At 61.2% G+C, this 22081-nt stretch carries 15 protein-coding genes and 3 pseudogenes; 8 read left to right on the top strand and 10 right to left on the bottom strand.

The genetic code is table 11. From position 1 onward, the window contains the following. The 4 genes and pseudogenes from AB4074_RS22725 to AB4074_RS22740 all read right to left on the bottom strand — a co-directional run. Positions 1–239, bottom strand: a pseudogene (locus tag AB4074_RS22725) (fuconate dehydratase); the annotation flags it as partial. Between the two features lie 273 nt (positions 240–512). Then, a pseudogene (locus tag AB4074_RS22730) lies at positions 513–914 on the bottom strand (FCD domain-containing protein). A gap of 164 nt (positions 915–1078) precedes the next feature. Beyond that, entirely contained in the window at positions 1079–2266 is a 1188-nt protein-coding gene (locus AB4074_RS22735; RefSeq protein WP_441415415.1) for a hypothetical protein, read from the bottom strand. 410 nt (positions 2267–2676) lie between these two features. Then, positions 2677–3477 (bottom strand): hypothetical protein, encoded by an 801-nt coding sequence (locus tag AB4074_RS22740; RefSeq protein ID WP_441415416.1) that lies wholly within the window; start codon positions 3475–3477, stop codon positions 2677–2679. Positions 3478–3676: 199 nt separating this feature from the next. Between AB4074_RS22740 and AB4074_RS22745 the strand changes: the two genes are divergently transcribed. Beyond that, positions 3677–4111 (top strand): hypothetical protein, encoded by a 435-nt coding sequence (locus tag AB4074_RS22745; RefSeq protein WP_441415417.1) that lies wholly within the window; start codon positions 3677–3679, stop codon positions 4109–4111. Positions 4112–4366: 255 nt separating this feature from the next. On the opposite strand, the gene AB4074_RS22750 is transcribed toward AB4074_RS22745, so the two are convergent. Next, positions 4367–6757: a polysaccharide lyase 8 family protein gene (locus AB4074_RS22750; RefSeq protein WP_441415418.1), complete on the bottom strand. Its 2391-nt coding sequence runs from the start codon at positions 6755–6757 to the stop codon at positions 4367–4369. A gap of 143 nt (positions 6758–6900) precedes the next feature. Between AB4074_RS22750 and AB4074_RS22755 the strand changes: the two genes are divergently transcribed. The 3 genes from AB4074_RS22755 to AB4074_RS22765 are packed head-to-tail and all read left to right on the top strand — an operon-like array spanning position 6901 to position 7812. Continuing rightward, the gene (locus tag AB4074_RS22755; protein WP_441415419.1) at positions 6901–7023 is read left to right on the top strand and encodes a hypothetical protein; all 123 of its coding nucleotides are present in this window, start codon (positions 6901–6903) and stop codon (positions 7021–7023) included. Beyond that, positions 7023–7643 (top strand): sugar phosphate isomerase/epimerase family protein, encoded by a 621-nt coding sequence (locus AB4074_RS22760; RefSeq protein WP_441415420.1) that lies wholly within the window; start codon positions 7023–7025, stop codon positions 7641–7643. The genes AB4074_RS22755 and AB4074_RS22760 overlap by 1 nt, the downstream gene beginning before the upstream one ends. Further along, a complete protein-coding gene (locus AB4074_RS22765; protein WP_441415429.1) occupies positions 7537–7812 on the top strand; it encodes a hypothetical protein in 276 nt (91 codons plus the stop codon). The genes AB4074_RS22760 and AB4074_RS22765 overlap by 107 nt, the downstream gene beginning before the upstream one ends. Before the next feature lie 6 nt (positions 7813–7818). On the opposite strand, the gene AB4074_RS22770 is transcribed toward AB4074_RS22765, so the two are convergent. Beyond that, positions 7819–8796, bottom strand: a complete 978-nt coding sequence (locus tag AB4074_RS22770; RefSeq protein WP_441415421.1) for a Gfo/Idh/MocA family protein — start codon at positions 8794–8796, stop codon at positions 7819–7821. A 31-nt stretch (positions 8797–8827) separates the two neighbouring features. Continuing rightward, positions 8828–9967: a GntR family transcriptional regulator gene (locus AB4074_RS22775; protein ID WP_441415422.1), complete on the bottom strand. Its 1140-nt coding sequence runs from the start codon at positions 9965–9967 to the stop codon at positions 8828–8830. A gap of 246 nt (positions 9968–10213) precedes the next feature. On the opposite strand from AB4074_RS22775, the gene AB4074_RS22780 reads away from it, so the two are divergent. The 4 genes from AB4074_RS22780 (at position 10214) to AB4074_RS22795 (ending at position 16326) form a co-directional block, all read left to right on the top strand. Then, a complete protein-coding gene (locus AB4074_RS22780; protein WP_441415423.1) occupies positions 10214–11518 on the top strand; it encodes an ABC transporter substrate-binding protein in 1305 nt (434 codons plus the stop codon). Continuing rightward, entirely contained in the window at positions 11515–12492 is a 978-nt protein-coding gene (locus AB4074_RS22785) for a carbohydrate ABC transporter permease (RefSeq protein WP_441415424.1), read from the top strand. The genes AB4074_RS22780 and AB4074_RS22785 overlap by 4 nt, the downstream gene beginning before the upstream one ends. A 10-nt stretch (positions 12493–12502) precedes the next feature. Continuing rightward, entirely contained in the window at positions 12503–13387 is an 885-nt protein-coding gene (locus AB4074_RS22790) for a carbohydrate ABC transporter permease (protein ID WP_441415425.1), read from the top strand. 302 nt (positions 13388–13689) lie between these two features. Continuing rightward, positions 13690–16326: a right-handed parallel beta-helix repeat-containing protein gene (locus tag AB4074_RS22795; RefSeq protein ID WP_441415426.1), complete on the top strand. Its 2637-nt coding sequence runs from the start codon at positions 13690–13692 to the stop codon at positions 16324–16326. Positions 16327–16543: 217 nt separating this feature from the next. Here AB4074_RS22795 and AB4074_RS22800 read toward each other — a convergent pair. The 3 genes and pseudogenes from AB4074_RS22800 to AB4074_RS22810 all read right to left on the bottom strand — a co-directional run. Further along, positions 16544–16692, bottom strand: a pseudogene (locus AB4074_RS22800) (IS4 family transposase); the annotation flags it as partial. 704 nt (positions 16693–17396) lie between these two features. Continuing rightward, entirely contained in the window at positions 17397–21176 is a 3780-nt protein-coding gene (locus AB4074_RS22805) for a hypothetical protein (RefSeq protein WP_441415427.1), read from the bottom strand. Positions 21177–21295: 119 nt separating this feature from the next. Beyond that, a complete protein-coding gene (locus AB4074_RS22810) occupies positions 21296–21742 on the bottom strand; it encodes a hypothetical protein (RefSeq protein ID WP_441415428.1) in 447 nt (148 codons plus the stop codon). Positions 21743–22081: the final 339 nt, after the last annotated feature.

Genomic DNA, 22081 nt, shown 5'->3' on the forward strand with positions numbered 1-22081 from the left:
TCGACGTTGCGGCCCAGGACGTGATGGCGGAGGGCTTCGATCGCCACCGCCTCCACCTCGTTCCCGCGCCCGATGGTGAAAACGAAACCGTGACCCTCATGACCGTCACCGGCGTCGGTACGGATCACCAAATATGCCGCCGAATAGTCAGGATCCGGATTCATGGCATCCGATCCGTCCAGTTCCTGGGAGGTGGGAAAGCGGATATCGAAGGTGTCCACCGCGGTGATGACGCTCATAGTGCTCCTTGCTTGGCAGCGCCGTAGCGCTTCTCCTGTGCACCCGACAACGATTTTCGCCAACCGGTCAGGAATCTCAATCGAGAATAAACATCCGATGTCTAGCTTGTCAACGGGTGAATTTTTCGTACGATTGGAGAAAGCAACTGCACAGAGTTCGGACGACTGTGCGAGCACGAAGGGGGAACTGTGGATCTTAGATTTGCAAGGGGGGCCGCGTCGGCGACGAGCGGCCCGTAGTCTTGGCCCGGGGCGAAGACGGTGAACGATGGTTCAGTCTTGAGAATCTGACCCCCGACATTGATGGGGAATTCCTGGCGGGCGTGGCCGGACAAGCTCAGCGTCACGGCGCCCCAGTGCGTCCACGATCGCTCTATGCTCGGCCAGAGTGTGCGCGACTGCCTTGTCCTGCGTCAGCCCCCGCCAGATTCGTGCACGGACCGTTCAGCTGGATAAAGCCTCGAGCAAGCTACTGAGGTAGTCGTTGCCCGCGGCGTCGGTGATGACGCGGTGAAACTCCTAGTGCAGGTCGGCCACGAACGCGGCAGCTTCATTGAGCAGCTTCGCGGAGCGAACTGCGCGAGAGACCAAGACGCTCACTCAGTTCAGTTTCCGGCGGCAGGCGATCCCCGGCATGTCCTTGAACTTGCTGATTGCTTCATCTGTGACAGCCATGACTAGATCATATCGGCAAATCATCCGATGTTTAGATCAGAGTCGAAGGCAAATACTGCGCTGCGTCATCTATCCCCGCTGATGCGTAGGTAGGGGAATTGGGAGTTGCCTGATGCCCTGCGGTGGCCCGTCGCAACTTCGATTCGGGGCTCACCCGGCCGCGTTCAGGGGATGACCACCGTGAGGTGCTGGTCGCCGGTGCCGTAGTTGATGTGTAGCAGTGCGGTGGTGTCCGTTTCGGTGGAAGGGACCGTGATGTTGAGGGTGGTCATCCACGAACGCCCCGGTGGGAGCGTGGGGATATTTGTGTCGCTGTAGGACTCTGTGATGCCCTGCTGGCCCGCGACCGGTTGCAGGGTTGTGGGTGCGGATGCGTTCTTCCCGTTGTTGGTGACCGTGACTGCGACGGCAGTGGTGGCGCCGCGGGTGAGTGCGCAGGTGTCGGGGATGGCGGCGGAGACCGTGAGCGGCGCGTAGCTCTGGGTTCCGGTAAGGACGGCCGCCTGATCGGAGGTCACGCCGACCCATCCGCAGGCGGTGGCGTCCAGGGAGTTGTTGCTTGACCACAGGATGGCGCCCTGGGTCTGTGCCTGCAGGCTGGTGAGGATGTGAGTCCAGTCGGATGCGGAGATGTAGGGGTGGCTGGCGCCGTTGTTGTCCCACTGCGGCCAGATGTAGGGGTAGATGGGCAACGCGGGGTTCAGGGACTGGTCGTGAGTGACGGCCAGGTTGAGGGCATTGTCCCACCCGGACAGGGTCGAATAGTAGGTGTACATCGCCGGGGCGAAGTAGTCCAGGTACCCGGGTGTGTAGAGCTGCTGGGTGAGGCTGGTGTAGTTCGTGGACCAGTCGTAGGAGTACATGCCGATCGGCGCCGAGGGCGCGGCCTCATGCGCCCAGGTGATCAATTGCTGCCAGAGTGTCAGTTCGTTCTGCGCCTGAGCGGCGGTGGTCGCGCTGACCAAGAGGATGTTCTCGAAATCCAGCGTGAGTGGCGTGGTCGAGGCCGCGTGGAACTGGCTGATGAAGTACTGCACCTTCGCGGTGAAATCGCTCCGGGTGGGCACGTTGGTGCAGCCGGTGCCGGTACAGGCCATATGCCAGACGTCATAGACAACCGCGGCCCTGGTCAGCCCGTACTGCTCGAGGTTCGCGCGCGGGTACGACGTGTTGTCGTAAAGCGTAAACGAGGTGGCCGGCGGCGTCTGCGGCGCAGTCGTGATTCGCACGTCCTTGGGCGGCTGCGCGGAGCCGGCCTGTGCATTTGCGGTGCCCGCGGTGAACGACACCACAGCGAGAATGACTAACAATGATCCGATGATTATGCGGTACTGCGGTATCTTGTTGCACATTGCTTCTCCAAACGGGGTAATTGATCGGATGATTGACGAGAGATTAGCATCGGCGGGTGAGTCCGTCAGCGGGCCCCCCCGATGAGACTCATAAGAAGCGCTCGCGAAATTGGGTGTGTGCCTGATTTGGAAAAGGCTCGCGGAACGGGTCCGGTTCCGGGTGCTGCCGGGACCATCGGGAAGGGCCCGGGGTTGTGGTCATTGCGCAGGGAAATCACCGCGGCGCTCGACTAATCGCGGCCCCGGAATTTTGCGAGCCGACGTCCGAAGATAAGAGCGAGTCCGATCAGTGCGAGCCATATGATTGCGATGATTGCGATTGTTAACACTTTTGCGACGTCCTTTCCTTGGACGGCAACCAAGCAGAGCGGTCCCTGCCGTCTGACGGGGACCGCCCCTTGCTGGCCCGGCTAGTCCAGCTTGGCGCCCGGTGACCTCGTATCGGCACCGAGGCTGGGCGATTCGGGGATCGCCTTGCCGAAGTAATCGGTGGTCACATCATTGGCGACAGGCGTACCGGCGCCCGCCGCGGGGGAATCGTGCCGGAGCCGGACGTCCTTGGGCGTTTTCGGATCGGCGTCGATGAACCTGGGGTCGCCGGTGACCGCGTTGGTGCTGTGCGCGGGCAACTTGGTCAGCCCTTGGAAGAGGTTGTGGTCGTAGGTGTTGCTGGAATCGTAGAACGGCAGGCCACCGGGGACCGTGGAGGTGAAGATGTTGTTCCGGAAGGTTACCCCGCCCCTGCTGTGGTAGTCGCTGACCATTGCGGTGCCGGCTTGGTTGGTCACGATGGTGTTGCCGTAGACCTGGGTGTTTGTGGTCGGGGCCCCGCATCCGACGGTGATGACCCCGGAGGGCGGGCTCCAGGTGTTGCGGTCGTTGATGCTGACGTTGTATCTGGCGATGTTGTCGGACGTCTTGGCCCCGGGCGCGTTGCAGATGAGGAGGAAACCGCCCTCGTTGTCGTGGCTGTAGTTGTACTGGTAAATGTTGCCGTTGTTCGCCCCATCGATGTCGTACGCCATCGAATCCAGAACTCCGTGCCCGTGGCTCACGTCGTTGTACTCGTAGGTGACGTGGTCGGCGTTCCAGGACCACATGCCGGCGTTGTAGGCGGCTGAGCGTTCGTTGAATCCATCGACGGTATTGTGGGCCACAAGGGCGCCTGTCGAAACGCGCAGGACAACCCCGTCGCCGCCAATGTCCTTCACGTGGTTCCCGACGACCCGGACGCCCGTGTTGGGAAACCATGTGGTGGTCTGGTCGCCTTGTTCGGGTCGCTTGTTCCATGCTGGCGAAACTGATGCCGGTCCGGTCGACGTGCTGGACGCTGTTGTTCAGGACCTGTACATCCTCGAACCGGGTCGGGGTGGTGGTGCCCAATGATGAGAACATGATGCCGGCCGAGCCTTGGACGCTCTTGTCGTCGAGCCCGTTGACATCATGGACGTCGACCTCCTTGATAACGTAGTGGTGCCCGACGCCGAAGTCCGTAAGGCGGACCCAGACTCCACGTCGCTGGGCCGCGGAGGCGCCGGTGTTGCTCACATCGAGGTCGTGCAGTTCGACGTCTTCGGCGTTGGAGATCAGGACGGCGTCGCTGGCTCCCGCTCCGTCGATCCGTGGTTTGGCTCCGCTGCCGTAGCCGCCCACGGTGACGTGGGAGCTGTGGATGTTCAGCGTGCCGACGCAGGTGCTGCCCCGGAGCAGGCGGATCGAGGTCCCGGGGGCGAAGTCCTGCGCGCTCACCCTCGCCAGGCTGCGCCAGGGGTGTCCGGGATCTGCGCCAGAAGCGGCATCGTTTCCCTGTCCGCAGTCCACGTAGTATGCGGTGTTTCCTTGTGATTGTGGGGCGGGCGCGGCCGACGCGGCGGTGGCGGAAAGGGTGGCGGCCAGCGAGGCAGCCAGAATAGTCGGAAGGGTCCGGTTGAGCCGGAACCTCCTGGTGCTTGTCTTCATTGAGCTTTCCTTGATTTGGGTGAGGGGATGTGCAGGGACTGAGGTCTTTCTTGTAGTCATCGTGTAATTTCCTTGGAGCCGGTTCCTCCCGTTCTTCGTCAGTCGGTCTCTCCGCCCGCACGTCATGTCCGGGTCCCATCCTTAGGGAAGGAGGTCCACGGCCAGGGTTGTGCCGGCAAGGCCGGCCGTGGATACCCGTAGTTCTACGCCGTCCGGGATCGGACTCACTTTCACCTCGCCCGCCGAGCGCGCCCTCGTTGCCTTCGTGCCTGCGACCCGGATAACCAGTTCGCTGGCGGTCTGGGTAGGTTCAGACACGGCCAGCTTGACGATTCCATTGCTCTGCCAGGCCAGGACCAGTGCGGGGCCTGAGGCCGTGATCGAACCGACGGTGGCTGCCTGCCAGAATGCGGCTGCGGTGACCTTGCCGGTTCGCAGGCCTTGGGCGGTGGCATCGTTGCGGAGCACTTCCGTGCGCAGGCCGTTGAGGGAGGCATGCTCTGTCTCGGCTGGCGTAGCGCCGGGGAACAGGGCATAGAAGTAGGTTCCCGCGGTTCCGGTGGCCGGGCGGAGGCCGTGGTCGATGGCCATCGTGGCGTATTCGCGGCTGTAGCCCGTCGCGGGGCCTCCGGTGTTGATGGCGCGCCACGTCCCTGAGCGGCGTTCGCGGGAGACACGCACGGGTTCCCGGCCGAGGAACAGGTATCCGCCGACGCCTTCGACGTGCGCCCAGTGCACGCCCTGTGCACCTGCGCCGTCGGCCGTGCTCAAGGGTGCCCCGTCGACTGTGATGGCCCGTCCCCCGGACTGGCCGAGGTTCCGGTGTTCGATCGTCGTCTTGGCGCTGTTTGCGGATGCGGTGGTGATGTCTGCGCCGAGGGCGAGGACAAACTCCTGGGTGAAGAACCATGTCTTGCGGGCCTTCAGGCCTGTTCCGCCGGGTCCGATGAGGTGCTGGGCCACGAGGCCATAGGAGTCCAAGGTGGTTCCGCCGGTGTATTCGTTCTTTGGCGTTGAAGAACCCCACTCCCCGCCGGCCTTCGGCGGAAGGGGCGTCGTGTCGACGGTTGTGCCGGGCAGCGCCGTGAGGTCGGCTGTCGGCCAGTAGTTGTCGTCCCAGTGGGGGGCGTCTGCGGCGTAGAGGTAGGTCAGCCCCGAGCCGGTGTTGAAGCCCGTTTCGTTCTCGCCGTTTCCGCATTCGTACCAGGCGATCCGCCGGCTGCAGAGCCCGAGGGCGACGGCCCACCCGGGTCCTCGGTAGGCTGAGCGGTCCATCGCGGGGAAGTACCGGTGTCCCAAGGGTTCGGGGGCGGTGGCAGAGGTGCTGGCCTCGAGCTCGATGAGCAGGGCCAGCCGAGGGATCGAGGATGTGGCATAGATGTCGGTGACGGTGTTGCGCTTGATCCAGCCAAGGCACATGGAGCGCCAGGCTGCTGCCGTGGCCTGGTCGACGCCGCGGGCGAGCCAGAGGATGGCCTCGATGGCGCTCGCGCCGTCGCTGAAGCTGGGTTCGGAGCTGCGGGAGATGGCACGCCCGCGGACGGAGTCCATCATGAGCCCGTCGTGGATGAACGGGGCGAACGAGCGGTCGACGCTGTCGAAGAGTTGGGACCGGCCGGGGTCCGATGCAGACGATGTGCTGGCTGCGAGCAGCGAGAACAGCTTGGCCAGGCCCCACAGGAGGCCGAGTCCGTAGGTTCCGGTGTAGGGAACGGTATTGTGCTGGATGAACGAGCCGTCGGCATGGAATCCGTCTCCGCTGGCTACGTACTGCCAGGTCGGGCTGAGTGCGGAGATCGCGGCTTGAAGCCGGGGGACGTCGCCCCCGACGATGGATCGGACCATGATCCCCTGGCAGATATCGACCCGGTTTGCACCCGTGGAGAGAACCTTGCCCCTTGAGTCGGGGTACTGGAGCGTCGGGTCGGGGATGAAGTGGTCGATGGCCCGGCAGCAGGCGTCCAGGAGGGCCGGATCAAGATGGTCCTTGACGATGGCCAGCGTGTCACCGAGGGCCTTCGGGGTGCCGATCTCCCACGACCACCAGTTCCCGAACTCCGGCTGGGCTGCGTTGTAGACAAGCCGGTTCCCGTCGGCGAGCGCGTCGATGATCTCTTGCAGGACCACAGGGTCGGCCTGCACGGCGGTTCCGGGTGTCGCCCAGGCGATGGCGAGAGTCTCGATCCGGGAGTACGTGGTCACGATCTGGGCGTCCTGGGTCAGGTCTGCGTCGCTGAAGATGCGGGTCCGTGTCCCCGGGCCGGGAACCAGCAGACGGCGGACGCCGGCTACGGCTGAGTCCATACGGGTGATGACGACGGTAAACCGGGGGTCTCCCGTGGCGACGGCCGTCCGGCCGGTGAGCTGGTCCACCCACCGCTGGCGCAGGGGCTCCAGATCCGAAGCGGACACCGCAGTCGCGGTCGAGGCGAAGGCGGTGCCCAGCGCCACTGCCACGGCAACGGCTCCCGTTCCGCGCAGCAGGCTCCGTCGGGTGAAGGGGGTGGCGGCTAAGGCTGGGGGGTTCTTCATAGTCGTTCTCCTTGGATCTTCGGGCGTCAATGCCAGTGGAGGTGTTCACAGAAGTGGACCCCTCCAGGACCAGAGGAATAAAGACTCATTCCCTCCTTGAACGAACAGACTTGCCCGCCGGGCCCGAAGGACTCAGACGGCACATGGAAGAGGAGCTGGCGTCTCAGCCTGACGCCTGGATCCTCGCGCTCGAGCGGAATACGAAGGGTCCCGCTGCGATTCCCGAAGACTCCCGCCCCGTGTTCCTGATCGGCGGATCGCGCTGATGCCAGGCCCGAGGACCGCGTTGCTTACGGCCGGCATCTGTTCCGTCACACTGCGACAGCTACCCATCCAGTCCGTTGTCGCCTCTGCCAGCCAAGCCGGTCTGGATGGCATCGAATGGGGGACGGATACCCATCTCAAACATGATGCCGAGGCCAGGACGGCATCACGGCTCTGCCGCAGCCGCGGCCTTCGAGTCCTGTCATTGGGCTCCTACTACAGGCTTGGCGACTTCACCGGCTTCGACGTGGTCCTTTCGCGCGCACAGGCTGCAGGTGCTCCCCGAATCCGGGTCTGGGCCGGCGGGAAGGGTTCCGCGGAAGCTTCACGTGGCGACTGGTCCGCCGTTGTCGGCGATGCACAGCGGATCTCAGACCTCGCCGCGGCGGCCGGGATCCAGATCGCCCTCGAGTACCATGGCCGTACCTTGACCGACAGCACCCTATCCACCCTCCGGCTCCTCGATCGCATCGACCGGGCGGAACGTCCGCACGTATTGGCAGCCGCCGGTCGGCATGGAAGATCGGGCCGCCCTTGCCTCATTCCTGGAGCTGGGACCTTTCGTTGCCGGCGTGCATTGCTTCAGCTGGCGTCCGGCCACCGAGCGCCGGCCTCTGGATGACCGTCTTGGTCTGTGGCGGTCGGTCGCCTCCGCCGCCTCGGACCTTGGCAGGCAGCTGGATTTCATGCTGGAGTTCGTCGCCGACGACAGCCCCCGGAACGTGCTCTCGGACGCGGCAACCCTGAGCAGGGTCCTGCGTGCAGCGTCCTCGGGTGCTCCATTCTGCTAGCAGGGTCTACGCCGGTTGCAGCGTGCGGGTCTGCCCGGTTGCGGCAGATTGGTAGGCCTGCAAGACCACCTCGACGATGTGCCTTGCGTGTTCGTTCGACACCAGGGACGGCACCCCTGCTATCGCCGCGCAGAAGTCGGCCAGCTGGGAGGTGAAAGCACTTTGGATGTCGAGGTCCGCGTATTCGTGGAGCACTCTCGTGCGTCCGTTCTTCCGAAGAAAAGCGCCGCGCCGCGCGTCGGCCAGGAGGGTTCCGCCCTCGCACACCAAGAGCAGCCTGTCCACTGGCTCCGGGCAGTCCGAAACGACCCCGATGCCCACATCGACGCCATTGGCCAGGGCAAGCGAAATCCGCCCGTCTGTCTCGACCCCTGCGGCAAAGCGGTCAAGGACCTTCGCCCGGATGCTCTCGGCCCGCGCGCCCCCGAGCCAGAGACCCCGGTCCAGGCAATGGGCCCCGATGTTCATCAAGGCCCCTCCGCCTGACACTGCCGGGTCGAAGAACCAAGCCGGCCGGGCGCTCGGGCGGTAGTCCGTGCTCCTCAAGTCCTGGACGGCCAGCACCCGGCCGAGCTCGCCGTCGTTGACGACCTTCTCCAAGGCCACTTTCTCCGGCAGGAAATGCTGGATCATCCCCACCACGAGAGCTACCCCGGCGCTGCGGCATGCTGCCTCCATCGTCAGGCAGTCCTCCACGTTGGTCGCCATGGGCTTCTCCACGAGCACATGGCGACCGGCTGCTGCGGCGTCGAGGACCATCTGACGGTGCAGTGCATGCGGCGTGTTCACGATGACGGCGTCGACTTCAGGGTCATCCAGGAGGCGCCGATAGTCGGTCGTTGTCCGTGCCCCCCAGTCAGCGGCGACCGAGCGTGCCACTTCTTCCCTGAGATCGCAGACGGCCGTCAGCCGTAGACCGAGCCGTTCCGCAGCCACGGCGTGCAGCCGTGCCACTGCCCCCGCTCCGATGATCCCTATCTGCACAGTCCTCTTGTCCTTTCCTCGCGAAACGCGTTCAGCTTTGGAAGATGATCGTCCCGGCCAGGTTCCGGGCGCCGCACGAGTCCCGTACGACGATTCGGGGCCGGAGCCGCACTTGGTGCAGCGGGCACTCGTCCCCTTCCTTCAGTCGGCGCAGCATCACCTCGGCAGCGATCCGTCCAAGCCTGTGCTTGGGGGGCGCCACGGCCGTCAAAGGCACCTCCGCCAGATCGGCGAGCTCGTCGTCGTAGGAGACGAGGGCAAGATCCTCGGGTACGCGGAGGCCCGCCCGGCGGGCCGCGGCCTGGATCTGGGTCGCTTCCCGGTCTCCGAACACGAGAACCGCCGTCGCGGCATGGAACCGCAGGAACTCCAGCATCTCCTCGGCAGCGCCCGCCTCCCATTCGGTTTTCGTGGCCCGCTCGAGGTGGGGGATGAAACCGAAGTCTTCCACAGCCCGGAGGTATCCGGCCACGATCGCCGGCTCGGTCGCAGTCCGGCCACGGGTCAGCAGGGACACCGAAGAGTGTCCGAGACCGCGGAGGTGGGCGACAGCGTCATAGGCTCCCCCGACGTGATCCGAGCACACATGCTCCGTGCGGTCTGCGGGGCCGAGGTCCGTGAGGCTCCGCTCCAGCAGCACTACGGGAACGCCCTTCCGCATGAGATCCTGGGCGCGCGCATGAGGGTCTGAGATACCGGTCAGCGTAGGAACGAGGATGAGGCCATCCACTCCTGACTCCAGCATCCGCTGGATACCTGTGTCTTCCAGTCCGGGGTCATAGTTGTAGGCCGAAAGGTGCAAGCTCACACCGTTGGCCCTCAGCGTCTCCTCGATGCCTTGGAGGACCCGGGGGTAGTACAGCTGTGTGTCTGGCAGAAGGACGCCCACGGCGTAGCGCGAACGGCGCAGCACCGGACGGGGCTCGGCGACGAAGCTCCCGGCACCCTGTCGCCGGACGACGAGTTCTGCCTCCACCAGTTCGTCGAAGGCTCGCCGCACGGTCGTAAGCGACAGGCCGGTCTGCATCGCAAGCTCCGCCTCCGTTGGCAGTTTCGCACCCACGGGCCACGCACCAGCGAGGATCCCCCTGCGGAGTTCCTCGGCCAGGACCTTGAACTTGAGTTCGCGCGAGACCATGTACCGGGCATGCCCGCTCGGCGTCAACGACACTGTTCCCTCCTCCACATCGCGGCTTGTTCGAGTCTCGCCAATAAGAAAGGGAGGAATAAAGGAGTACTCCGTTCGCACTTCACCCTGAACTCCCTTATTTCCTACCTCGGCCGCCCTAGGGGCCGTCAAGACAACTCAACCCACGGTGACCTTTCATACATTCCTGCTTGATTCCTATTATTTCCCGCTGGTTATGTCTAGGCCCAGGCCGCAATCGCGGCCCCCTATTGACAAGAGGAGGACGACATGGGAATTGCTTCCCGTCTCATCCGGCCGTTGGCCCTCGCCACCGTGTCGGCACTCGCCCTGGCCGGCTGCGGCACCGGCGGAACATCCGCCGGGTACTCCACCGGACCCATCATTTACTGGTCGATGTGGAAGGAGGGAGAACCCCAGCAGAAGGTCATCGCAGGGGCCATCAGCGATTTCGAGGGCGAAACAGGCATCCAGGTCAAGGTCCAGTGGCAGGGCCGATCGAACACGGACAAGCTCGTCCCCGCCCTGAATACGAACAACGTCCCGGACATTGTCGATCAGACGTTCGCCAAACTCGCCACTGTCCTCGGCGATCCCGGCCAGGCAAAATCGCTCGGCGACGCCTATGCTGCGGACGTCGAAGGCTCAAAGGTCTCGGCGCTTGTCCCGGCAAAGTATTCGTCGCTGGTGAACATCCAGAATAAAGACGGACAGCCCTGGCTCATCCCTTACAACCTCATCACCGACGGGATCTGGTTCAACGCAGCCAAGCACCCGGATCTCGTGACCGCACCGCCGAAGGACTGGGCAGGCTTCCTGGCCCTCCTGGCCAAGATAAAGGCGTCCGGCGTCGCGCCGATCGCCGCCGACGGGGACATTGCCGGGTACAACTCAATGTGGTTCACGACCCTCATGAACCGGACCGGCGGAGCCGGCTCATTCCGGACGCTGGTCTCTGACCGCACCGGCGCCGGCTGGGACGACCCCAAGGTCCTGCGGGTCGCCCAGGAGGTTGAGCAGCTCGTCGACGCCGGCTACCTCATCAAGGGATACGACGCGAGCAAGTTCCCCGCCCAGCAGCAAGCCTGGGGCGCGGGGAAAGCCGACCTGATCCTCAACGGATCCTGGATCCCCGCCGAGACCAAGAGCTACGCGGCCGAAGGCTTCCAGTACTCCTCGTTCCCCCTGCCCGGCGAAAGCGGGAAAGCCCCCCTGGCGCGGACCGACTTCACCGGATTCGCCGTCCCCGCCAAAGCCAAGAACGCGCAGGCCGCAGAGAAGCTGGCGACATACCTGCTACGAAAGAAGTACCAGAACGCCTTCGGGACGCAGGCGACGATTCTCCCGGTGCGGTCGGACGCGGCAGTTCCCGACGCGCTCAAGAAAGCCAAGGAGTCCCTCGACAGCGCCCCCAGCGTGTACCTGCAGAACGACGGCGTTACCTACCCTGGTTACATCGAGAAGGTGTTCGGCCCACTCGACGACCAGCTGTTCCTGGGCAAGATCTCATCGCAGGAGTTCGTCTCACAGATGAAAACGGCCCAGATCCAGTACTGGAAGGACAAGGGCCAGTGACAGCCATACTCCGCCGCCAAGAAACACCGGTGGAGGCTCGTCCCGCAAGCCTTGGGCGACGGTCCCGCACCGCTGCCCAAGGCAGCACCATCGAACGCCAGCGGCGTCGGCTGCTCGTTCCATTCGTCGGGCCGGCGTTCCTCTTCTACACAGTACTGTTCGTCGTTCCCGCCCTCGCGGCCGTCTGGATCAGCTTCAACGCCTGGACGGGATCAGGGCCCATGACTTTCGTCGGCCTCAAGAACTACACCGCAGTTTTCCAGGACCAGCTGTACCTCAAGTCGTTCGGCAACACACTGCTGATCCTCTTCGTCGTCGGCACCGTCATCTTCGTCCTCGCCTTCACCATGACGCTTCTTTTGCGTGACATGGCAGGACGGAAAATCATCAGATCGGTGATCTTCTTCCCCCACCTGATCAACGCGCTGGTCTTCGGCATCCTCGCTGGTTTCGTCTTCAACCCCGGGGGTCTTGTGAACACTCTTCTAAGGCCATTGGATGTGACGTCCCCGCCCGCCTGGCTCGCACAAGACAATCTTTTCCCGCTGATCATGGCGACGCTGGTGGCCACAAGCACCGGGTACTTCACCACCATCCTCATGGCAGCCGTCGACAGGATCCCGCCCTACCTCTTCGAGGACTGCGCGTTGGCAGGCGCAACCGCCTTCCAACGACTACGCCACGTCATCCTCCCCCTGACCTGGGACGTGTTCGGTACATGCGCAGTCCTGTGGACAATCTCATCGATCAAGATTTTCGAAATCATCTGGGTCTTCGGTGGCAGCTCGGGTTCAGGAATCCCGCCAACACAAAGCTGGACCACAGCGGTCTACACCTACGTCACCGCCTTCTCCGGAACGTCGACACCGGCCTATGGGGCGGCGACCGCGTCCGCCATCATCTCGCTCGCGCTCGTGTCGGTACTCGTCATCCTGCTGCGGCGGCTCATGCACCGCGAAGCCATCGAGTTCTAGGAGCATCAGAATGACAGCACCAGCGAAGCCGCGATCCGCTCCCGGCCGTGCCAGCCAGACCCTCGTTGAGAGATCGCCCCTGCGCACCGTCGGGGTCTCCGCCCTCTGGGGGATCGTCGCATTGAGCATTTCCACGCTCCTTTGGATGGTGCTCCAGGCCTTCCGCGACACCCGATCGATCCTCGGGGATCCATGGGGGCTGCCAACTTCCGCGGACCCGACGAATTTCATCCACGCCTGGACCTCCAGTTCATTCGGCCTGGCGACCCTCAACAGCGTCTTGGTCACCCTCGTTGCCTCCTCAGTGACCGTCGGCCTCGCGGCCCCTGCAGCCTACTACCTCAGCCGCATCGAGAACCGCCTCACAGGCTTCCTCAGCCTCTACTTCATCCTTGGCCTCGGCATTCCCGTCCAGGTCGTCCTTATCCCGCTGTTCGTCATGCTCGACCGTGCGCAACTGACGGACAGCCTGCTCGGACTCAATCTCGCTTACATCGGCCTTGCCATGCCGTTCAATGTCTTCCTGCTCGCTGCCTTCTTTAGAAGCCTGCCCCTCGAGCTGGAGGAAGCAGCCGCCCTGGACGGAGCGAACGCCTTCTCCACGTTCGTCAGGATCACCCTCCCCCTCGCCAGAGGCGGACTGGTCACGGCATTCACCCTGCAGGTCATCGGAAACTGGAACGAGACATTACTGGCCCTGACCCTGCTCCAGAGTACTGAGAAGTACACGCTCCCCGTAGCGCTGATCTCCTTTCTCCAGCAGCAAACCTACTCAGGCGCTGACTGGGGCGGCCTCTTCGCCGGCCTGTGCCTGGTAGTTTTCCCGATGCTTGTCGTCTACCTCTGGCTCGGACGACGACTCACCGAGGGACTGACAATGGGAATGAGCAAGTAACCGGATTCTCCCAGGCACCGGTGGAGGATCGTGCCCCACCACTGAACCCGGCCGGCATCCAGCGACAGATCCAGGCCCGCTGCGCCAAGCCCTAGTCTTGGGCGAGTTTCGACAATCTTTCATCGGATGTTTAGAAGGTCAATCAACCAAAGCCTTGCGCGGTGGCGCTGATATCGCGTATAAACTCACTTGTAACATCCGATGTATGTGATGTCGGCACCAGCCGACACAGCATCAATGGCCAAGTGACATGCGCCGCCAGCTACCACACCGACGATTCCCCCTCGATAGGAGTCAGAGCCATGCGAACCCGTCCCGTCATCCGGTCCGGACTGATGGCCGGATCCTTGCTGCTGAGTTTCGCAGTGAGCACCGGTACCGCTCAGGCGGCCAAACCGAACACCCTTTACGTATCACCGACCGGCTCAGGCAGCTCGTGCGCGATCACCGCGCCCTGCAGCTTGGCCGAAGCCCAGCAAGTCGTACGCCAGTTGGCGCCCTCGATGACGGATGACCTCACCGTCCTGCTACGGGGCGGCACTTACCGGGTGTCCGAACCGATCCCGTTCGGCCCGCAGGATTCCGGCACCGGTGGCCACAAGGTCGTGTGGGCCGCGTTCCCGGGACAGAAGCCGGTGATCAACGGCGCGGAGAAGGTTGCCGGATTCAGCTTGTATGACAGTGCCAAGCACATCTACCGGGCAAGCGTGCCCGCTGGAACCGTGAGCCGTCAGCTGTTCGTCAACGGGGTCCGTGCGGATCGCGCTCGCAGCACGCTCAACCCGTCCGGGTTCACCCTGTCCGGCTCCTCGTTCACGACGGCCGACCCGTCCTACGCCTCGTTCACAAACCAGAACCAGATCGAGGTGGTCTTCAACTCGGCGTGGAAGCACATGCGCTGCCCGCTGGCGAGCATCACAGCGAGCGGCGGCGGCTCCAGCCTCAACGTAAGCCCAGCATGTTTCAACAACAACAACACGAACGTGCCCCATCCGGGCTTCCCGTTCAACGGGTCCGGTCTGCCCAGGCTGACCGGGATCACCTGGCTCGAGAATGCCTATCAGTTGTTGAACCAGCAGGGTCAGTTCTACCTCGACAGCACGAAGGGCGAGCTATACTACATCCCGCGTGCGGGCGAGGACCTCTCCACCGCGGACGTCGAACTGCCGGTCGCCCAGACCCTGCTCGACGTCGCCGGCACGCCGGGTCACGTCGCCCCGGTGAATGACAACGACAGCCATGCCACCTATACGGGTGCCTGGAGCGTCTCGGCCGGGCGCGGGACCAATGACTTCAACTCCGACGTTCATTACACGACCACGAATGGTGACTCAGTCAGCTACACCTTCACCGGCACGGGCCTGCAGGTTCTGAGTGAGGTCAACTCGGACGAGGGCAATATCGATGTCTACGTCGATGGCACGAAGACCCAGTCGGTCTCTGCCGGCGCCACCTCCCGGCGAGTACAGCAGCCGATCGTCACCATCACCGGCCTGTCCCGGGGCCAGCACACCGTCAAGCTCGTGAAGACGTCCGGCCAGTTCATGCTCGTCGATGCCTTCACCGTGATTCCCGATGCCGTGACCCCGGTGCACGACATCACCTTCCGCGGCATCGGCTTCGCTTACGCCACCTGGAACCGGCCCACCACCGATGGCTACATCGACAACCAGGCCGGGGTGCTGTGGGATCCCGTCACGCAGGCACCGATTCGGATCCCGGCGGCGGTGCAGGTCCATCGCGGCCTCGACATCACGTTCGAGCGAAACACGTTCGGCCACCTCGGCGGAACCGGGATCGATCTCGCGGACGGTACCCAGAACTCCGTCGTCAACGGGAACATCATCACCGACACCTCCGGTGGCGGCATCTCGATGGGTGAGGCCGATGACTACTACCAAAACCAGACCGCTCTGATGACGAGCGGCAACACGGTGACCAACAACACCATCACGTACGTCGGTCAGGACTACCAGGACGCCGTCGGCATCTGGGTCGGCTACACGCGCAACGTCGCTGTGTCACACAACGAAGTCGGCTACACCCCTTACTCCGGGATCTCCTTGGGTTGGGGTTGGGGCTACGCATCCAGCTACGGAACCACGTATGCGGGAGCCAACCAGATCATCGGCAACTCCGTGCACAACGTCATGCGGGTACTGCACGACGGCGGTCCGATCTACACCCTCGGCGGTCAAGGCGGCGGCGACGGCAGCATAACCTCCGTGCTCGCTGGCAACGTAGCCGCCGAAGGAAACAACACCAACAACATGCTCTACCAGGACGAGGGCAGCTCGTATTGGAACACCCACGACAACCTGGTGCGGTTCGGCGGGGCGACCTGGATCGGCATGTGGATCCGGAGCATCCATGACATCAACATCCACGACAACTACTCGGACAACCCGAGATACAACAACAACGGCACCAACATCACATTCAACCAAGCCACCATCGTCACCGATGGCGCCTGGCCGCCGGCCGCGCAAGCGATCATCGCGGTCGTCGGTCCCGACGAGAAGTACCGGCCGAAGACCGGCCTGTTCGATGACGACGAGCCGACCATCGCCTACCTCGGACCCTGGTCCGCGGCCGCGAATCGGGGCGTCGGTGACCTCAACGACGGTATCCACTACACCTCGGCCAACGGAGCCAGCGCAGCGTTCGCATTCACCGGAACCAGCATCAAAGTGATCGGCGAGAAGAACTCAAACCAAGGCCTGGTCGAGGTCTACATCGACGGGATCTCCCAAGGTCAGGTCGACACCTCCGCGGGCAGTCGGCAGGTGCAGCAGGCCATCTACAGTCAACAGAACCTGGCTCAGGGCACCCACACCGTCACGATCGTCAAGCGCGGCGGCTCCGTCATGACACTCGACGGTTTCGATCTCACCACGAGCGACAGCGGCAACCACACTGACGCCTCGAATGACAGCTGATGCTCGGGCCATTCTGACCGACAGGAATCTGTCGGTGGGGAAGCAGTATCCGGGCTAACCGCAATACCGCTTACTTAGGCGGGTTTGGGTATCCGTTTGAGTTGCCAGCCGGACATCTTGCGTTTGACGACGCGGGGTTGGTGCGTTGTCGGCGTGCTGGCAGGAGGTCGTGGAGGATCTCGCCGGTGAAGCTGGCGAAGGCTTTCCGGAGTTTTCGGGGGGAAAAAGCCGGGCCGTCGGCGAGGGTTCGACGGGCTGCCGGGAGAATGCGTGTGAAGGAAAACCATAAGGGTCTTCTTCGAACAGCAGTGCGACTTCGCCAATGAGTGACCGCAGGGCGTAGTGGACGCAAAGGTAGCCGTAGATTCCAGGGTCCAGGATGGTGCCACCACCTGAACGAACCATTCGCCGAACTGCACACCGTCCAGCGTGTACAGAACCTCATCGCGACCGGCATCAACCAACCGGACAAGAGCAGCCAACACTCCAAGCCGATCTACAACGAGGACACCGGAGAAAACGAGAGAGCCACCCCAGCGGGTGGCTCTCGCGTTTTCCAAGAAGTTGAAGACCTACTCGGCGGCATGAACTTGGTCCAAGTTTTGAGTAAGGCCTCTATGGTGGGCGTCCTACAAGCCTATTCGAAACAAAGTAGCCAATCGGTCAAACTTCGTTCCTTAATAGGTAGGCTCCACGCTGCCCCTATTTTAACACGGACACCTTCACCTATCCCCCGCCGGTTCATCCAGGTGAGGGCTGAGCAGACGGCGGAGATGGCAGCGGCCTATCTGGGTGGTGTGCCAGTGGCAGAGCTAGCGAAGACCTACGGTATCCATCGTGGCAGTGTTAGTAAGCACCTCCGTCGACATGGCATTGCCCCACGCCCAGTTGGACTAGACGAGCAGCAGATTGCCGAAGCAGTCAGGCTCTATGAGCAGGGTGATTCCCTGGCGACGATCGGCACGCGGATGGGCGTGACAGCGCATACGGTGCGGTCGCGGCTGGTTGAGAGGGGCGTGAAGATGCGAAGTTCGTATGAGCATCTGATACCCAAGGAGACAGCCGAGAACCTATAGGTCAAAGCCTTCTTGCACTCGTTGCGCTTCTTCATCATTCCGTCGGGCTTCGTGGCGGTAACCCTCAGCGACACGACGAAGTAGTCGGGCCGTCTTCGGCCACTCATCAGTAATCTTCGCCGCGAAATCGTCGAAGTTAGCAGCAAGAGCACGCTCTTGGTCACCGCCTTCAGTCATGCCTCGCGATGTCATACCTCGCTTGTTGCGTATGCCGATAATGAAGTTCTGATTGATGACATCAGTACTGCTACTGTCTAAGAAGTTTCGTATGGCAAGTGGCGGCCATATATCTTTATCTGTCTTGGCATGTGCAAATACTTGTCCGATATGAGATTCTCCAACGTCGAGCCGGTCGACCTCACCTAACAGCTTACGAGCTGAGTTAACCCATTCGATGAGCGCTGGCTCATCGATCTTTCCCGACTCTGGATCTGATCCAGGAATAACTTTCCATCGATGCAGCAACTCCCATGCGTTATGCACGACAGCATCTGAACTCTTCTCCTCCTCCTTGCCATCTTTCCTGCGGTAGAGATGAGAGATGATCTGTACGAAGAACTCTGGTGATGAGGCAAGGAGCGATTGAAGCGCGAGAATATTGGCGCCGTCATCGAGAGCGGGAAGTAGCCGCCATTGGAGAAGACCAAGTTCTTCTGTGGAAATTTCGTTGGCCGTACCTACGTAGTCGAGCAGAGCAGCGATATCATACTGAGAAAGCCCATGCAGGTCAGGATCTTTTACTTGTGTGAGCTGGTTCAGTAGAGACGCTATCAACTTTGAATCTAAGGCCGCTTTTCCATTGTGCGAGTATATAGCCATGAGATCGAGCGCGACTGCGATACGACCGTATTCACCCAGCTTGGCTGCGGTTTCATTTACTAGGGCGAAATCTCCTCGACCGAAAATCTCAAACTCGGACCAATACAACTCATCCACTTCTGGCCCCGCCTCGGCTGCCGCTTCCCATGCCTTTGGTAGGTCCTCGACTATACGAAGAATTCTAGCTTTCACGAGCGGTTGCTCCTGGCCCGAGACTAGTGCCAGAAGCCCGTCTGTATCGTCTACGAGCCTCTTCCGTAGAGCGGAGTGCGCGAATTCTATCGAGGAATTCTCGTCAGCAGCGAGTAGTTGAGCAAGTTCGTTTAGGTCAAAGATGATCTCCGGAGAAGATGCAGCCGCATATCCCACAGCCCAAGGCTTGACGACCTTCTTCGCAAATTCAATCAGCCCAGGAATACCTGCTTGGCGATAGACACTTTCAACGGCTTCGATCTGCCTTCTAAGCACTTCGGCGTTGTACTTGTCGTAGTCGTCCCTAAGGTCGATGTAGCCGAGATCCGGGGTGTGATCGAAAAGCCACTCAACCCTCTCCGCCTGATCGGCAGGCTTGAACTGCTCTGCGAGTGAATCAAGCTCCTGAAGAGCAGTCTCATCAAGCGACCACTCAGCGTCCTTAAATTGTCGGTGCCGGCGAATCAATGAAGTCAGCGACTTCCAGATCGATTCCGAAGTTTCCTGAGTCAGGCCGAGCGCCTTCGATTCTTGAAAAACTCCAGTCACTTGCGCGCGCAAGTCAGGCGTTAGGTCATCCAGTTTATCTACAAGGTTTACGAGTCTTGATGTATCCAGGCGCGCAAGATCTAGCGCCAAGTCAACGACACAAGCCACAGCCTCAAAGTAGTTGGCCATCGTGACTTTGGTGTCAGCATGTAGCTCTTTCCAGTCATGAAATTCTGGGCCGCTGCCATCAAATGCTGTCGAGTGGGCTTCCGGGAGAAGAGCCAATAAGAGTCCCCACGACTGCTGCGGATGTGACTTGGTGAACTTCGCGAGAACAGCATTTCGGGATTTTAGTGTGGCACCTGTCTGGGGATGCCAAGGAAGGAAAATATTCACCAATGAGCTGACTGGTCGATTGGATAACTTGCCGCCCGGATCCATCTCAGCTATGCGCATCAATAGCTCCGTGGCCGCCCCGAAGTAAGCCGGCGACCAGGCAAGCGCTTCGAGAGCCTGCAAGAAGTAGACATGTGGACTGGTCGGTGACATGAAGTCGTTACTCGTATCATCAAATAGCTTTCCGTCCAGCACACCACCAGACCTGACGGCAACGTCCAGTTCTTCCATGAAAATGTCTGGGGCGGCCTCGGCCAGAAGACCGACAACGTCTACTAGTGACTCCCATAGCTTCCCAGTTGCGTCCTGATTGGCTCGCTCCAGGATTGCTCGCGAGACGAGCTCCGCCCATCCCTTAAGAGACTGGTTACCAGCCCGATGGTCAACCTCGCCACCTAGTGCACTTAGCAAAGCGGTCGTTCGGGCGATGCCTTTCCTCAAGTCTGTCGAGTGACTCCGAACCTTTCCATCCAAATTGGCCCGCCACCGATCCTTAGGAGGTAAATCGAGCTTTGGATCGACGGCACCCAATACTTCTTGGACCGCAAGCTCCCAGGAGCGAAGATCATCAAGAGTAATTCGAGGGGCAAAGCTCGGAAAGCTACTCTTCGGTTCCAAGACTTTCCAAGCCCCTCGAACTCTCGTGAAAACAGGAGCAGCACCGTCTACCCACTTACTGAGCTCGGCTTCGACGGCATCAACGCTCAGGCCCGTCATCTTTTCAAGCATTGCAACATCGCCCGGACGCTCGAGGTTCCATGACCCTAAAAGCCAAGCGCGCCGTGCAATGACAGAGCTAGCTGCCCCTTCCACAGTCCCTGCTGTTACGACACTGACAGTCCCAGTAACAAGCTGCTTGTACAGAGGTACGCTTTTACTCAAGGCCAAGCTTAGCTTTGATGCACGAGTCGCATCCATGCCAGCTGCTTCCAGGAGCGACTCAGAAGCGTTTATAGGTACCCTTGGCAAGAGTACAGATGCTGCAGCCGGGTCCGTAGTATGCATCACTACATGATGACCAGTAACCTGATCGGCATGCCTGATCAGAGACTCTTCAAAGGGAACCAATATAAGTGAGCCAGTCGTTCGCCCGAGATCCATAAGTGCGCCGGGCTCAAACACCACAAGTGCTCGATCAAGCAGATCCTGCTGTATTCTAGGCTCTGCTGTTTTGATTACGGCTGCAACGAAGGCCAACACGTCGTCTGTTGATGGTGCTTTGATCCAGACATGCGCGCTATCTTCGTCGACGAATCGCCTCAACAATTGAGCCGCTTGGTCAGCACGGCCAGCTACGAGAAGCTCAGGGGTGAGTAAACCTTGAGTGCCGGACGTGAATTGGTTCCACCAATGCTCCAATGTACTAACACCGTTCGAACGGAGACCAAGCTCTTCTGAAAACCTAATGTGAGTACGAGGAGAGCTCTCTAGTGCAGCAAGAAGGTCTGCGGACGTATGCACGACGACGTCCTTCCATTCACCAAGAGCCGCCTTCTCCCGCGCCCATTTGTGTCCATCGCGCCACCGGCGAGGCGTCACAAACACAAATGTCGTTGAACTCCTATCGACGCCAAGGGAGTCCTCCATGCGACTGTCGTAGTCTTCATTCGCTTTCTTCTTTGGGTTAGCATCCGTCCCAAACTCCCAAACACTCCGTCCTAGTGGTACGAAGGGAGTCTGCACTGGAGATGTGACAATACCGTCGTATCCTGGGAAGTCGACATGCTCATCCCCCTCCATCGTTAGCTCTGTTACGCCCGGAACGATGGCAGTAATCAGATTCCTAACTACGTTCGGCAGCTTAGCTCTCGTGGCATAAGTAATAGCCCATTCCTCGATTTGCTGCTGATTGGCAAGATGAGGTAGACGATAATTCACTAGACAACCCCGGCTAAGCACGCGCAACTTAGGTCCACCGACGTCCGGCTCGTCAAGGTACCCCCAAATTTATTGCGCTGCACGATAGACATTCTGTCCCCTATTGTGACAGCGAATTTCTATCGGTCAAGCTTCTGATTACGTGTCATCTCACGCAAGCGATCCGGGTCTTCTATAGCCAGTCTGTCCACAATCTGCATACTAGTAGTGACGTACGCATCGAGATCGATGCGGGGCTGCACGAGCGGACGCAGACTCAAGACTTTGCCTTTGTTGACGTCACTGGCGGCATAGACCTTTTGGACCGGTCGCCCCGCCTGGAGCCGCCGACCCAGCTCGGCGTAGGCCTTGCCCGCGCGATGGGGTAGTGAACTGCCTTCGACCTTTAGGGTTACGTAGTGAGCATGGAGTTCAGTCTCAGTTGGCCGGTCAGCGCAGAGGAAGTATTCATGGACTGCCCATTGCTCTTTTGGATCGAGCAGGACAAAGACGCCCTGGCGTTCGTTCCAAAGCTGGCGCAGCTGCAGGTGACGTTGGTGGTAGATCTCATAGGTAACTCGGGGCATTGCATGACGGCTCGACTTTCTGACGACAGAATGCCATGAATTGAAGAATTATACGAGCATGAGCAACTTGGCTAAATTTAGATCCAGATCACCCAGCGTCATGTCGCACGACTTGGGCATCAAGAATCACTTTGATGGCTCATCGCATTTGAGGGTGTAGCGGGGGTGGGCGCGTCGGTGGCCGGATAGRGGTCGAGGTCTTCCGATGATGGAAGTTCCTACACTGCCCATCCGGAAGACCTCGACGTGTCCCACGCTACCTTCCTGCCTCCTGACCTGACTACGTTCTGCCGGCTCGATGAGCTTGGGCTCGAAGCTGCCGGGCAGCGTCTCGCCCCT

Source organism: Arthrobacter sp. 2MCAF14 (assembly GCF_052115645.1).
Taxonomy (GTDB): Bacteria; Actinomycetota; Actinomycetes; order Actinomycetales; family Micrococcaceae; genus Arthrobacter.

Bases quoted from the DNA above. Each gene is read 5' to 3' on its own strand.
- AB4074_RS22780 (WP_441415423.1), top strand. From the start codon at position 10,214: ATGGGAATTGCTTCCCGTCTCATCCGGCCGTTGGCCCTCGCCACCGTG.
- AB4074_RS22760 (WP_441415420.1), top strand. From the start codon at position 7,023: ATGCCAGGCCCGAGGACCGCGTTGCTTACGGCCGGCATCTGTTCCGTC.
- AB4074_RS22765 (WP_441415429.1), top strand. From the start codon at position 7,537: ATGGAAGATCGGGCCGCCCTTGCCTCATTCCTGGAGCTGGGACCTTTC.
- AB4074_RS22750 (WP_441415418.1), bottom strand. From the start codon at position 6,757: ATGAAGAACCCCCCAGCCTTAGCCGCCACCCCCTTCACCCGACGGAGC.
- AB4074_RS22755 (WP_441415419.1), top strand. From the start codon at position 6,901: ATGGAAGAGGAGCTGGCGTCTCAGCCTGACGCCTGGATCCTCGCGCTC.
- AB4074_RS22810 (WP_441415428.1), bottom strand. From the start codon at position 21,742: ATGCCCCGAGTTACCTATGAGATCTACCACCAACGTCACCTGCAGCTG.
- AB4074_RS22790 (WP_441415425.1), top strand. From the start codon at position 12,503: ATGACAGCACCAGCGAAGCCGCGATCCGCTCCCGGCCGTGCCAGCCAG.
- AB4074_RS22795 (WP_441415426.1), top strand. From the start codon at position 13,690: ATGCGAACCCGTCCCGTCATCCGGTCCGGACTGATGGCCGGATCCTTG.
- AB4074_RS22735 (WP_441415415.1), bottom strand. From the start codon at position 2,266: ATGTGCAACAAGATACCGCAGTACCGCATAATCATCGGATCATTGTTA.